This window comes from Nocardia sp. KT25-26 (genome assembly GCF_056627695.1).
On the sequence record NZ_CM152813.1, the window covers coordinates 2759122 to 2772446 of the forward strand.

A 13325-nucleotide genomic window follows, 5' to 3' on the forward strand; every position below is an offset into this window, starting at 1 on the left:
GGCGAACCGATCGGATCGGCTGTGCCCTGGACAGCGGATCTGATCGGTGTTTAGATTATCTGAGCACTGCTCAGACAGGGCGGCGCGATCGACGATGGGATCACCATGACCACCCGGGTACTTGTCACCGGTGCGACCGGCTTCGTTGCCGGGCACTGCATCCTGGACCTCCTCGATCACGGCTTCGCGGTACGCGGCACCGTCCGCGACGCGACGGCCGGGGAGAGATACGAACACCTGACCTCCGCCGCCCGATCCAGGGGCGGGCAACTCGAAATAGTCTCCGCTGACCTCGGAATCGACGCCGGATGGGACGTTGCGGTGCAGGACTGCGATTACGTCCTGCACGTCGCCTCACCGTTCCCAGCGACACCGCCCGCCCACGAGGACGACCTGATCGGCCCCGCCGTCGACGGCACCCTGCGGGTGCTGCGCGCTGCACACCACGGCGGGGTCCGCCGGGTGGTGCTGACCTCCTCGGTGGCGGCCGTGGCCTACGGCCACCGGACCGACCGGGTCCGGGACGAATCGGACTGGTCGGTCCCCGAACACAGTGCGGCATATCAGAAGAGCAAAACCCTCGCCGAACGGGCGGCCTGGGACTTCATTGCGAGTCTGCCGGCCGGCGCGGGACCGGAACTGGTGGCCGTGAACCCGGGAATGGTGCTCGGCCCGATTCTCACTCCGGCCACCAGCACCTCGCACGAAACCGTGCGACTACTGCTGTCGCGCAGCGTCCCCGGGTCGGTACGGACCGGCTGGGCGCCGGTCGACGTGCGGGACCTCGCGGTGGCGCATCGGCTCGCCATGGCAGCTCCGGATGCGGCGGGCAACCGCTACATCTGTGCGGGAGAAGAACTGTGGATGCCGGACCTGGCGGCCATGCTCGCCGAGGACTACCGGCCCCGGGGCTATCGGGTGCCCACCCGGGTACTGCCGGGATGGCTGGTCCGGGCGATCGCCGTCTTCGACCCGACGGTGCGGCTCACTGTTCCGGTGCTCGGCCGCGCCGAACAGGTCACCGCCGCCAAGGCGCGCACCGAACTCGGCTGGCAGATGCGCCCGCTCCGGGAGACGGTGCGTGACACCGCGGACAGCCTGATCGATCACGGGGTCGTCGCCGCATCCGGACGGTGACCTGCACCGACGTCAGAGTCAGCCGGCCTCGTCGTCGGTGGCGGCGCCGGCTTTCGGGGCAGGGGCGTTCGGCGCCGCGCGCGCCACTGGCTGCACCGTCACCAGCTGGGGGTCCCGGCGTAGCGCCCGGACCAGCGACCACATCATGAAGAACGCGAGGATGTGGAACGGCAGCCCGGCGATCGTGATCACTTCCCGGAGCGCTTCCAGCCCACTGGATCCGGTGGTCGCGGCCAGCAGGGTGCCACCGACGACGCCTTCGAGGATCCCCCAGAACACGCGCTGCCGGACCGGGGTCCCGGTCTCCTGTTCACCGGAGCACAGCATATCGATGACCAGGGACGCCGAGTCGGAGGACGTGGTGAAGAAGATGACCACCACGAGCACGGCGAACGCGATGGTGAAGGTCGACAGCGGATAGTTCTCCAGGAACGCGAACATGGCGAACGGCGCCCCGCCGCCGGTCTCCATCTCCTCGACGAGCCCGCCGGCACCGTTGATCTCGATATCGATGGCCGACAACCCGAAGATGGCGAACCAAACCACCGTGAACGCGGTGGGAGCGGCCAGGACCCCGAGGACGAACTCGCGAATGGTCCGGCCCTTGGAGATACGGGCGACGAAGATGCCGACGAACGGCGCCCAGGTGATAGTCCAGGCCCAATAGAACACCGTCCAATCGCCCTGCCAGCCCCAGCTGCGGTTCTCCAGCAGATCGGCATAGCTGTCGTTCCACAGCGAGAGGTTGATCAGCTCACCGGCGTAGTTGCCGAACGTCTCGAAGATGCCGCGGGCGAGGAACAGCGTCGACCCGGCCACGAAGATGAACAGCATCAGCCCGATCGCCATGACGATGTTCGCGTTCGAGAGGCGTTTGACGCCCTTGTCCAGACCGGCCACGATCGAGGCGATCGCAATCGTGGTGACCACGGCGATGATCGCCAGCTGCTGGGGTTTGCCGACTCCGATCGAATCGCTGAGATAGTGCAGCCCGCTGTTGATCTGCAGGGTGCCCAGGCCGATGGAGGTGGCCACGCCGAACAGCGTGCCGAGGACGGCGAGCACATCGATCGTCTTGCCGATCGGGCCGTAGATCCGGTCGCCGAGCAGCGGTTCGAAGGCCGAACTCATCCGCATCGGCAGGCCGCGCCGGTAGATGAAGTACGCGAAGGCGAGGGCGGGCAGGCAGAAGATCGCCCAGGTGTGCAGGCCGAGGTGATACAGCGAGAACGCCATGGCGTCGTCGGCGGCTGCGACGGACTCGGGTTCCACCCCGGGCCGGGGCGGGTTGCCGAAGTGCGAGATCGGTTCGGCCACGCCCCAGAACATCAGGACGGTGCCGATCCCGGCTGCGAACAGCATCCCGAACCAGGACAGGTTGCTGTATTCCGGTGTCGAGTCCGGCGGCCCCAGCCGGATGTGACCGTACTTGCTGATCGCCACCCACAGCAGGAACAGCAGCATGGCGGTGACGCTGGCGATGAAGAACCAGCTCAGGTTGCTGACGATCCAGTCCTTGACGGCCTTGGACCCGTCGTTGAGCGGTTCGGTGAAGACGATCGCCGTGAAGACGAACAGTGCCGTGACCCCGGCCGAACCGAAGAAGATGTACGGATCGGTGCGTAACCCGAACCCGGTGTAGACACGTTGCTTTCGTGGATCTCGACCCGTTGTGGCCACAGTGTGCTCCTCGGTCCGGATTCGCCGACGTGCCGATCATGGTGACACGGCTCTCAGGTATACCGCAGGGTCCGGCCGATTTTCGTAACTGCGCCGAAACGGCAGGTCGAGTTTCCGGCGTCGGGGCCAGCCGGTCAGCTCCATTCCTGTCGCTGCAGGTCGAGGATGATCGGGTGCATCAGAGTGGAGACCTCGGGGTCGTCGCGCCGGCGGTCCACCGGAAACACTTGCGCGGCGGCCAGGGTCGCCTCGTCCAGGAAGCGCAGCGGCGCGGGCGCCCGCAGCCGCGGCGCGGGGGCGGAGTCGTGGGCGGCGAGGACGAATCCCCAATCGCCGAAGCTCGGCACATCGACGTGATAGGGGGTGGTCGCCAGCCCCGCCGCGCGGACGGTGGCATCGATGGTCCAGAACGAGCGCGGCGCGAAGAACGGTGACCCGGATTGCACGACCATCAGGCCGTCCGGCGCGAGCACCTGGGCGGTCATCGCGTAGAACTCCTCGGAATAGAGCTTGGCCACGGAAGTCTGATCGGGATCGGGCAGATCCACGACAATCGCATCGAAGAGCCCGGGTGCGGTGCGCAGCCAGCCGAACGCATCGGCGGTCACCACCCGGACCCGGGGGTCCTCGAAGGCTCCCCGGTTGAGCTCGGTGAGCCGGTCGTCGGTGCGGGCCAGCCGGATCATCTCCGGATCGAGTTCGACCAGCGTCACCTCGGCGACATCGGGGTAGCGCAGGATCTCCCGAAGCGCCAGCCCGTCACCACCGCCGAGCACCAGCACCCGCCGATGCGGCCCGGACAGGGCAGGGTGCACCAGGGACTCGTGGTAGCGGTACTCGTCGACCGAGGAGAACTGCAGGCCGCCGTTGAGGAACAGCCGGGTGTCGGGTGTTCCGAACGGCGACACCGATTCCGTGAGCACGATCTGCTGATAGGGCGTCTGCTCGCGCAGCACGATCGGATAGGCGAACAGTTCCTGCTGGGCGGTGGCCTCGAATCGGTCGGCGTAGACGTAGCTGCCGGTCAGCACCACCGCGACCGCGACGGTGATGCCGGTGAGGCTCCACCGGGCGGGGCGGGCGAGATCGGCGCGGAACACCACGAAGGCGAGGGTGAGTCCGGCGACGGCATTCACCACGCCGACGATCAGGCTGCCGCGGATCTGCCCGAACATCGGCAGCAGCAGGAACGGAAAGGCCAGGCCACCGAGCAGTGCGCCGACATAGTCGGCGGCGAACAGGTCGGCGACGGCAGTACTGGCCTCCTGCCGCCGGATCCGCTGCAGCAGCTCCATCAGCAGCGGGATCTCGGCGCCGACCAGGACGCCGATCACGGTGGCGGTGCAGACCAGAGCCACCGTGTAGAGGTCCAGCCAGGCGTAGGCGGCGTAGAGGCCGAGGACGGACAGTCCGCCGATAGTCGCGAGCGCCAGCTCCACGGCAACGAAAGCAGCGGCCGCATGGGCGCGCAGCGGTTTGGCGGCCAGTGCGCCGAGTCCCATGGCACACACCATCACGCTTAGCGTGATCGAGGCCTGCGCCGCCGTATCGCCGATCAGATAGCTGCCCAGGGTGACCAGGGACAGCTCGTAGACCAGTCCGCAGGCGGCGCAGACGAAGACCGTGGCCAGCAGCCCGGCCCGGGCGAGCCGGTGCTGCGGCATCAGGTCAGGGCGGCAGCGATCACCAGCGCGATGCCGAGGTGCACGGCCGCGCTCACCCAGACCGCCGGGTGCAGTTCGTGCTGCGCGACGACCTCGCCGAAGTCGCCGGGGGTCAGCTTGTCCAGGATCCAGAACGCCACCGCCATCGCGAGCAGCCCGACGAGACCGTAGAGCAGGCTGGACAGCAGGGCCTCGCCGATCGCGCCCTGCGACGACCAGACGGCGGTGGCGACGATGATGCCGACCCCCAGCAGGTTCGAGGACACCAGCAGGGCGGCGTTGCGGTTACGTTCCACCCACACCTGGGTGCGCAGATCGCCGGGGGTGAGCAGATCGACCAGTCCGAATCCGAGCACCATCAGCGCGATGCCCAGGACCGAGTAGGCGAGCGATGCGCCCACGCTGGGTGCGATGTCGGCGAGCATGTGTTGATTTCCTCCTGTGCTGTGCGGGCCGTCGGCCCTCCAGGGCTGTGCCGGCGCTGCCGCCGGGCCGGGTTGTCTATTTGCCGCCGCCGTCGCTGCCGCCACCGCGGAAGCCGCCGGACGGGGATCCGCTCGACCAGCCGAACGTGCTGACATGGCTGCGGTGGCGGCGGATGCCGGTGCGATAGTCGTCGATCAGGATGAGCGAACCACCGTTGTGCGGGCTGATCGCGACGATGTCGTTGCGGTAGCGCAGGAAGTACCGGCCGTCGGAACTGCGGCGGTTCTTCGGGCGAACCGCTCTTGCGATGTTCGCCGAGATGCGGGCAGGCGGCGCTGTTGCGGTGTACGCGAGCCCGCCACCGGTCTGATCGAGTACCGCCGCCCTGGTGTAGTGGTCGGCGATGTAGGTGCGCGGCGAGGTGCTGAACAGCCGCGCCACCACCATCATCGCCAGTACCACGGCGACGATCGTCGCGACGATCCCGACTGCGACCCAAACTGCCCGACTCATCCTCATCCTGTGTTGCTCGAGCCGCCGGTCAGGCGGGCGCCTGCGGGTAGATCATGACGGAGTGCCGGTCGACGGGCCGGCCGAGCGCGACCTCCATGCGGCCGGATCCGAAGTCCTCGTAGGACAGTGCGGTGCCGTTCGGACCGGTGTAGTCGGTGTAGCCGAGCACGCCGCTGGGGGCCAGCCCGGTGGTCGCCTCACTGACGAACCGGGCGTTGCCCTGCTCCTCGAGCCGGTAGGTGACACCGGCGTAGTGGAGTTCGGGGGCGCCGGGCGGGGGAGCGTCGGTGACGGGGGAGAAGAGCTGCATCTCGAGATCGGGGTCGAATTCCACCGACAGCCACTGCTGGATGCCGGTGCCGGTGTCGAGCAGGTGCTCCGCCCACCGGTAGCCGCCTTCGTCCAGCCGCAGGGTGCCGCGCACGGTGTAGCTCTGCCCGAAGATGTCGACGATGTCGCCGGCCTTCAACGCGCCGGGGTCACCGCGCAGCACATTGGTGTCGTGCCCGGCGAACGGGTCCACCGGCTGCGCCGGACCGGCCGGGGCGCCCTGCTGTTTGTCCTTGCGGGACAGCCGGATCACCATGACGAGTGCCACCACGGCGACTGCGATCGCCACCAGCAGCAGAATGATCAACAGTGCGGTCAACTTGGTCCATCCCCTCCCGACGAGTGCTCGCGGGACTCTAACACCGAGCCCGATGCGACGCCCTTCGAGGAGGCGGTGTCACCGGTCCGGATGCGGGATCGGTGGCTGCCGTTCCCGCTCGGTCCTGCGCTGGAAGGCGACCGCGTAGATCGTGCAGAGCAGGGCGGTGAGATGGCCCGCGAACCCGGCGACGACCGTGAATCCGGTCGCGGTCGTCACGCCGGCTGCCAGCAGGTCGCCGAGGAAGTAGCCGAACCAGGCGGCGATCAGCCCGAGGACCAGGCTGCGGCCGACCGGGGCGGGCCGGATCATCAGGACCGCGGGCACGCCCAGCAGCCCGATCGCCGTGACCGAGACCAGAGGCGTGAGCATGCTCCTGATGGTGCCGGACGCCGGCGCCGTCCACATCGGGGAAATACCCCGGGACGACCCTGATCCGCGGCGCCGACGCCGTTACGAGTCGAGGCGGGCCGACAGGGTCTTCGGGGCGATGCATCGATAGGCCTCGGTGACGATCTCGGCGATCTCGGTCCAGTCCGGCGACACATCCAGATACACCCCGAGCCAGCCCCGGTGGCCCACGTACGGCGGCCGGAAGAATCGCTCGGGTTCGGCCGCGACCATCGCCTCCTGGGCGCCGGGCGGTGCAGCGCACCAGAATGCGAGCCGGTCGTCGTGGTGGCGGTCGGCGAACATCACGAAGGTCCTGCGGTCGCGGACGAACCAGGTCGGTTCACCGTGACTCAGTCGCTCGGTGGTCTCCGGCAACGCCGTGCACAGCGCCCGCAACCGGGCCAGGGCATCCTCGGGCATATCGGCCAGCCTAGGGCCGGATCACCGGTGGCCGGACCGGATCAGCGGGCGCCGCCGTTGACGTACAGGGTCTGTCCACTGATGTAGGACGCATCGTCGCTGGCGAGGAAGGCGATGGCGGCGGCGACCTCTTCCGGTTGCCCGACGCGGCGCAACGGCGTCGCCTCGGCGACCTCGGCCTGATGCCGGGCCGCGGTGGTGCCGATCCGCTCGGCGGTCGCGGCGGTCATGGCGGTGGCGATATAGCCGGGCGCGACCGCATTCACGGTGATGTTGTACGGCCCCAGTTCGATGGCGAGCGTGGCGGTGAGGCCCTGGACACCGGCCTTGGCGGCGGCGTAGTTCGCCTGGCCGCGGCTGCCCAGCGCGGATCGGCTGGACAGCGAGACGATCCGGCCGTATCGCTGGGCGACCATATGCTTCTGTGCTATCTGGGTGCAGTGGTACACGCCGGTGAGGTTGACCGTGAGCACCGCGTTCCAGTCGTCCTCGTCGAGTCGGAAGAACAGGTCGTCGCGGGTGATACCGGCATTGTTCACCAGGATCTGTGGCGCACCGAGGTCGGTGGCCAGTGCATCGAAGGCCTCCTGCACCGAGGAGCGGTACCCGACATCGCAGGTGTAGCCGCGGGCCGTGCCACCGGCCGCGGCGATCCGAGCGACGGTATCGGCCGGTTCGTGCCGGTCGAGGACGGCGACTGCGGCGCCTTCGTTCGCCAGCCGCAGCGCAGTCGCCGCACCGATGCCCTGTGCGGCGCCGGTGACGACGGCGACCTTGCCGGTGAATCGACTCATCGGGCCTTCTCCTCCGCGAGGGTCGGGGCGCCGGCCATGATCGCGCGGAACCGGCGCGGGAAGTCGAGCAGATCGGGCAGCACCGTATCGGCGCCGGCTTCGAGTAGTCCCTTCGCATCGTAGGGGCCGGTGGTCACGCCGAGCGCAGGTACGCCCGCGGCGCGCGCGCCGCGCATATCGCCGGCATGGTCGCCGACGAACAGGTGCGCGCCTTCGGTACGCAGTACCTCGGACTTCCCGGTCGCCCACAGATCGCCGGCCAGGTGGTCGACCTGCCAGCCCAGATGGTCGAGATGCAGCCGCGCGTGCGGTTCGTACTTGCCGGTCACCACCAGGACCCGTCCACCGGCCGCGCGGACGGCGGCCAGTGCGGCCGCGGCGCCCGGTAGCGCGCCGATCCGCGGGACGACCCCGGGGTAGATCTGCCGGTACCGGGTGACCAGGTCCGGGACCAGCCGTTCGGTTGCCCCGGCCCGGACGAGCAGGGTGGCCAGCGGCGGGCCCAGATGCGCGGCGAACGTGGCACCGTCGAGGGGCAGGTCGAACTCGCTGCCCAGGCGATCGATTGCCGCGGCGACACCCGGACGCGAGTCGATGAGGGTCATGTCGAGATCGAATCCCACGGTCCAGGTCATGCCGCCGAGCCTATCCGCCGGCGGCGCGCGATCCGATCGTCGATCGGGCTCGCCTCCGACCGTCGGCGTGACGGAATCGCAATTCGACCGTGATTCACGTGGAACCCCGGATGCAGTCTGTGCCGGTTGTCCGATCCGGCAGGTCGAGTCGTTGCGCAGCGCGTGCCGAGCAGATGCACGCGGCGTCGGCGCATCATGGTTCGGTGGCGGTGGAACGCCTGCTCACCGCCTTGATTCGGTTGTTCATCGGACAGCTTGCCGGCAGGGTCCGCTCGGGTGGCATTCGATGCATATCGGCATCGAGTGCCATCTTCGCGGTGCCGGTAGCGCGATCGGCGGTCCACGGACGAGCTGCGTGGATGTGTTCCGTCGATATCGGAAGGATCGGCCATCGGGTTCGGGGTGGCACCCGGTCGGGGCGTCGCGGCGGTTGTCGGGACAAGAGACGGCAACTAGACGTAACTAGCCGAAACACGTAACCTCGATGCAGGCCCGGGCGACGGTGCGCGGGCGGCGACCAGACGAAACGAGTTTCCTCAATGACGCGGCATGTCGACGTACTGATCATCGGCGCGGGCCTGTCCGGAATCGGCACGGCCTGCCACCTCACGCGCGAGCAGACCGGGCGCAGCTATGCCATCCTGGAGCGGCGCGAGAACATCGGCGGTACCTGGGATCTGTTCAAATATCCGGGGATCCGCTCCGACTCCGACATGCTGACCTTCGGGTTCGGCTTCCGGCCGTGGGTCGGTACCAAGGTGCTGGCGGACGGTCCGAACATCCGCCGGTACGTCGAGGAGACCGCGAAGGAATACGGCGTCACCGAGCACATCCACTTCGGCCGCAAGATGGTCAAGGCCTCCTACGACAGCGAGGCCGCCCGGTGGACCATCGAGGCCCTGGTCGAGGCGACCGGCGAGACCGAGATCTGGACCGCCGATTTCCTCGTCGGCGCTACCGGCTACTACAACTACGACCGGGGGTTCCGTCCCGAATTCGCCGGTGAGAGCGACTTCCGCGGGCAGATCGTGCACCCGCAGCACTGGCCCGAGGACCTGGACTACCGCGGCAAGAAGGTCGTCGTCATCGGCTCCGGCGCCACCGCGATCACCCTGATCCCGTCCATGGCCGACGACGTCGAGCACATCACCATGCTGCAGCGCTCGCCCACCTACATCCAGGCGCTGCCGGCCGACGACCCGGTCGCGGTCGGCTTCAAGAAGACCCGGGTGCCGGACCGGATCGCCTACAAACTCGGCCGGGCCCGCAACATCGCCCTGCAGCGGGCCAGCTTCCAGCTCTCCCGGACCAACCCGGAGCTGTCCAAGAAGCTGCTGCTGGCCCAGGTGCGCCTGCAGGTCGGCAGCGGTGTCGACATGAAGCACTTCACGCCGCGCTACAACCCGTGGGATCAGCGCCTGTGCGTGGTCCCCAACGGTGACCTCTTCAAGGCGATCAAGAGCGGGAAGGCCTCGATCGTCACCGACCGGATCGAGCGATTCACCCCCGGTGGTATCCGCCTGGAGTCGGGGGAGGAGCTGGAGGCCGACATCATCGTCACCGCCACCGGCCTGAACGTGCAGATATTCGGCGGCGCCGAGCTGGAGATCGACGGTGAGCCGCAGCGGTTCCGGGACTCCGTCGCCTACAAGGGCGTACTGTTCTCCGGCCTGCCGAACATGATGATGATCATCGGCTACACCAACGCCTCCTGGACGCTGAAGGCCGACCTCGCGGCGCAGTACTTCTGCCGCGTGCTCAACCTGATGCGGGACCGCGGCTACACCGAGTTCAAGGTGGAAGCCCGGCCCGAGGACATCGCCGAGGAATCGCTGATGGGTGGTGCGCTCACCTCCGGCTACATCCAGCGCGGCGACGACGAGATGCCCCGGCAGGGTGTGCGGGGCGCCTGGAAGGCGATCAACAACTACTACCGGGATCGCAACCTGCTGCAGAAGGAAGAGCTCGAGGACGGCATCCTGCAGCTCCGCAAGACCGGGACCGCCGCCCGGCCCGGTACGAAGGCCGCCGCCGGCGCCTGAGTCCTCCGACTCGATCTGCCCCGTGGAAACGCCGCTTCCGCGGGGCAGATTCGTGTGCGGGCGCAATTCCCGTACTATCGCGAACACGTTAGGCACCGCCCAGGGGAGACGAAGGAGGACGGTGTGGTTCTCGCCGATCGGCGACCGATGACCGCGGCCCTGCGAGTGTGGGGGCGCCGATGAATGGCGCACCCGGAATCGAGGTCCGCAGCATCGCTCTGCCGGATGCCGCGGTGGCGGGAACTCCGCCGCCGTGCCCGGCCTGCGGTACGTCCGAAGCCGACGCCGCCGGACTGTGCGTGTCCTGCGGTGTTCCGCGGCCGGCGCCGGACCGGTTCGAAGCCGATCTCACCGGCATCTGCGTGCTGACCGACCGCGGAATCGCACACGAGTTCAACGAGGACGCGGTCGCGGCTGCGGCGCTGGACGATCTCGGCGTGCGGGTGCTGGTGGTCAGCGACGGGGTGTCCACCTCCCGAGATCCCCAGGCGGCGTCGGGTGCGGCCGTCCGGGCCGGGATCGATGCGACGGTGGCAGCGGTGTCGGCGGGGCGGCCCCCGGCCGAATCGGTGATGGCCGGGTTGGCCGCGGCGGCGGAAGCGGTGCGCGCCGCCGCCGGCGGCGCCACCGAGAACGCGCCGTCCTGCACCTATGTCGGCGCGGTGGTGCGCACCGTCCCGGAGGGGACCGAGATCACTGTCGCCGGTGTCGGCGACAGCCGGGCCTATTGGCTGGCCGGTGGTGCCTCGGCGGACCCGTCCGACCAGTTGACCGTGGACGACTCCTGGGCGCAGGCGCTCGTCGATGCGGGCGCCATGGATGCCGAGGCAGCGATGCGCGACCCGCGCGCCCATACGCTGCTGCGCTGGCTGGGTGCCGACAGCAGCGACACCCCGTGGTCGGAGTCGTGCCTGCGCAGCTACACCGTGCGCGGGCCGGGCACGGTCCTGGTGTGCAGTGACGGGCTGTGGAACTATCTGCCCGCCGCGACGGCGCTGGCCGACCGGATTCCGGGCCTGCCGGCGGACGAGGCGGCCCGGGTGCTCGCCGGGTACGCCCTGCAGCGCGGCGGCAGCGACAACATCACGGTCGCACTCGCACCCGTCGAACTATAGACATTAATGTTCGTGGGTGGTTAGGGTCTCGGCATGACGACGTTCGACGGAAAGACCTGCCTGATCACCGGGGCAGCGAGCGGACTCGGCCGGGCCACCGCCTTCGCCGCGGCGGCCGAAGGTGCCGCGCTGGTACTGACCGACATCGATGACGACGCCCTGCAGCAGACGGCGGCCGAACTCCGGACGTCGGGTGCCACCGTGCACCTGGCCGAGGCCGCCGATGTCGCCGACTACAGCTCCGTGGTCGGGCTCGCCGCTCGCACCCACGAGCAGCTGGGACATGTCGACATCGTGATGAACGTCGCCGGTATCGCCACCTGGGGGACCGTCGACAAACTCAGCCATCAGCAGTGGCGGCGCACCGTCGACATCAACCTGATGGGCCCCATCCATGTGATCGAGCAGTTCATCCCGCCGATGATCGCGGCCGGCCGAGGCGGCCACCTGGTGAACGTCTCCTCGGCGGCCGGACTGTTCGGCCTGCCCTGGCACGCCCCCTACAGCGCCACCAAATTCGGGCTGCGCGGGGTGTCCGAGGTACTGCGCTTCGATCTGCGCCGGCACGGAATCCGGGTCAGCCTGGTCTGCCCGGGTGCGATGGCGACACCCATGGTCGACCGCCTCGACATCGCCGGTGTCGACCGATCGTCCGCCGCCGTACAGCGGGCCACCGGCCTGTTCCTGCGGCATGCGGTCACACCCGAGAAAGCGGCCCGGGCGGTCGTGAAAGGGGTCCGTCGCAACCGGTACTGGGTCTACACCTCGCCCGATATCCGGTTCGGTCACTGGGGCCAGCGCTACTTCCCGTTCGGCTACAACCTCGCCATGCGCGGCATGAACTACGCAATGACGCGCTACGTCGCCAAGGCGGAGCGGGAACCAGCGGGCTGACCGGCCACCAGATCCGACGGATCGGTGTTCGCCCCGCACAGCACCACGCAGACACGCTCACCCTGCTCCGGCCGATAGGCCGGCGCACCGGCGCCGATATCGAGGACCGCGGCCGCGGCGGTCGCCGCACCGTGCTCGACCGCCAGGCGGTAGTGATCCCAGAGCCACTGCCGGGCGGCGACGATCTGTTCGTCCGACACCAGCACCGACCGGCAGGCCGGATGCCGTGCCGCGGCCACCGCCATCTCCGACACCCGCGTCGCACCGAGCGAGTCCGCGGCCACCGAGTCGATCGGCACCGGAACCGGTTTCCCGGCGGCCAGCGCGGCATCGAGAGCCCGGCAACCGGCCGGTTCGACAGCGACGGTCCGCAGCCCGGCGGCGGCCGCGTCGGTCGCCACCCCGGTGAACAGCCCACCGCCACCCACCGACACCACCACCGTGTCGAGTTCGGGGACCGCGTGCCGGAGTTCCTCGCACAATGTCCCGGCACCCGCGGCGATCAGCGGATGGTCGTAGGCGTGCGAGACCAGCGCGCCGCTCTCGGCGGCGAACTCGTGACAGGCACGTGCCGCATCCTGGTACTCCCGGCCGGTCAGTACGACATCGGCGCCGTATTCGCGCAGTCGGTGCACCTTGACGGCCGGTGCAGTCTCGGGCAGGAACACCGTGGCAGCGGCCCCGGCTCCGGTGGCCGCCCAGGCACAGGCCAGCCCGGCATTGCCACCGGAGGCGATGGTCACCCCGGCGGTGGGCAGCGACCCGGCCTCGCCGTGGGCGCGCACGAAATTCTGTGCACCGCGTGCCTTGAAGCTGCCGGTGTACTGCAGGAATTCCGATCCGAACCACAGGTCCGGCAGCGGCGGACCGGCCGGTATCGCCGTGACGGGGCGGATATGGCCCGAGATGCGGGCCGCAGCCGCACGGATCTCGTCCAACGGCAGACTCATCACACATCTCCTT

At 69.0% G+C, this 13325-nt stretch carries 14 protein-coding genes; 4 read left to right on the forward strand and 10 right to left on the reverse strand.

Translation table 11 applies throughout. The annotated features are described in order from the left end of the window. Positions 1-105 precede the first annotated feature (105 nt). Positions 106-1137, forward strand: coding sequence for an SDR family oxidoreductase (locus AC1HFH_RS12500; protein WP_480247612.1), 1032 nt, complete (start codon positions 106-108; stop codon positions 1135-1137). 18 nt (positions 1138-1155) lie between these two features. On the opposite strand, the gene AC1HFH_RS12505 is transcribed toward AC1HFH_RS12500, so the two are convergent. The 9 genes from AC1HFH_RS12505 to AC1HFH_RS12545 all read right to left on the reverse strand — a co-directional run bounded on the left by AC1HFH_RS12505 (position 1156) and on the right by AC1HFH_RS12545 (position 8311). After that, positions 1156-2817: a BCCT family transporter gene (locus AC1HFH_RS12505; RefSeq protein WP_480247613.1), complete on the reverse strand. Its 1662-nt coding sequence runs from the start codon at positions 2815-2817 to the stop codon at positions 1156-1158. 134 nt (positions 2818-2951) lie between these two features. Further along, positions 2952-4481 (reverse strand): polyamine aminopropyltransferase, encoded by a 1530-nt coding sequence (locus tag AC1HFH_RS12510; RefSeq protein WP_480247614.1) that lies wholly within the window; start codon positions 4479-4481, stop codon positions 2952-2954. Next, complete coding sequence (locus AC1HFH_RS12515) at positions 4481-4906, reverse strand: DUF350 domain-containing protein (RefSeq protein WP_480247615.1); 426 nt, start codon at positions 4904-4906, stop codon at positions 4481-4483. Before AC1HFH_RS12515 ends, AC1HFH_RS12510 begins: the two co-directional genes overlap by 1 nt. 76 nt (positions 4907-4982) lie before the next feature. After that, on the reverse strand, positions 4983-5420 hold the full coding sequence (locus tag AC1HFH_RS12520) for a DUF4247 domain-containing protein (RefSeq protein ID WP_480247616.1): 438 nt from the start codon (positions 5418-5420) through the stop codon (positions 4983-4985). 28 nt (positions 5421-5448) lie between these two features. After that, the gene (locus AC1HFH_RS12525) at positions 5449-6069 is read right to left on the reverse strand and encodes a DUF4178 domain-containing protein (protein WP_480247617.1); all 621 of its coding nucleotides are present in this window, start codon (positions 6067-6069) and stop codon (positions 5449-5451) included. Positions 6070-6147: 78 nt separating this feature from the next. Then, positions 6148-6441, reverse strand: coding sequence for a hypothetical protein (locus AC1HFH_RS12530; RefSeq protein WP_480247618.1), 294 nt, complete (start codon positions 6439-6441; stop codon positions 6148-6150). A gap of 81 nt (positions 6442-6522) precedes the next feature. Beyond that, entirely contained in the window at positions 6523-6882 is a 360-nt protein-coding gene (locus AC1HFH_RS12535) for an MmcQ/YjbR family DNA-binding protein (protein ID WP_480247619.1), read from the reverse strand. 41 nt (positions 6883-6923) lie between these two features. After that, positions 6924-7676, reverse strand: coding sequence for a 3-oxoacyl-ACP reductase FabG (fabG, locus tag AC1HFH_RS12540; protein WP_480247620.1), 753 nt, complete (start codon positions 7674-7676; stop codon positions 6924-6926). Further along, the gene (locus AC1HFH_RS12545) at positions 7673-8311 is read right to left on the reverse strand and encodes an HAD family hydrolase (RefSeq protein ID WP_480247621.1); all 639 of its coding nucleotides are present in this window, start codon (positions 8309-8311) and stop codon (positions 7673-7675) included. The genes fabG and AC1HFH_RS12545 overlap by 4 nt, the downstream gene beginning before the upstream one ends. A gap of 539 nt (positions 8312-8850) precedes the next feature. Here AC1HFH_RS12545 and AC1HFH_RS12550 point away from each other — a divergent pair. From AC1HFH_RS12550 to AC1HFH_RS12560, 3 genes are all read left to right on the forward strand, one after another. Next, positions 8851-10353 (forward strand): flavin-containing monooxygenase, encoded by a 1503-nt coding sequence (locus AC1HFH_RS12550; RefSeq protein WP_480247622.1) that lies wholly within the window; start codon positions 8851-8853, stop codon positions 10351-10353. Between the two features lie 179 nt (positions 10354-10532). Continuing rightward, complete coding sequence (locus AC1HFH_RS12555; RefSeq protein WP_480247623.1) at positions 10533-11468, forward strand: PP2C family protein-serine/threonine phosphatase; 936 nt, start codon at positions 10533-10535, stop codon at positions 11466-11468. 33 nt (positions 11469-11501) lie between these two features. After that, positions 11502-12362 (forward strand): SDR family oxidoreductase, encoded by an 861-nt coding sequence (locus tag AC1HFH_RS12560; RefSeq protein WP_480247624.1) that lies wholly within the window; start codon positions 11502-11504, stop codon positions 12360-12362. Here the strand turns inward: AC1HFH_RS12560 and AC1HFH_RS12565 are convergent. Beyond that, positions 12326-13312 (reverse strand): serine/threonine dehydratase, encoded by a 987-nt coding sequence (locus AC1HFH_RS12565; protein WP_480247625.1) that lies wholly within the window; start codon positions 13310-13312, stop codon positions 12326-12328. The two genes, AC1HFH_RS12560 and AC1HFH_RS12565, sit on opposite strands and share 37 nt — an antisense overlap. Positions 13313-13325: the final 13 nt, after the last annotated feature.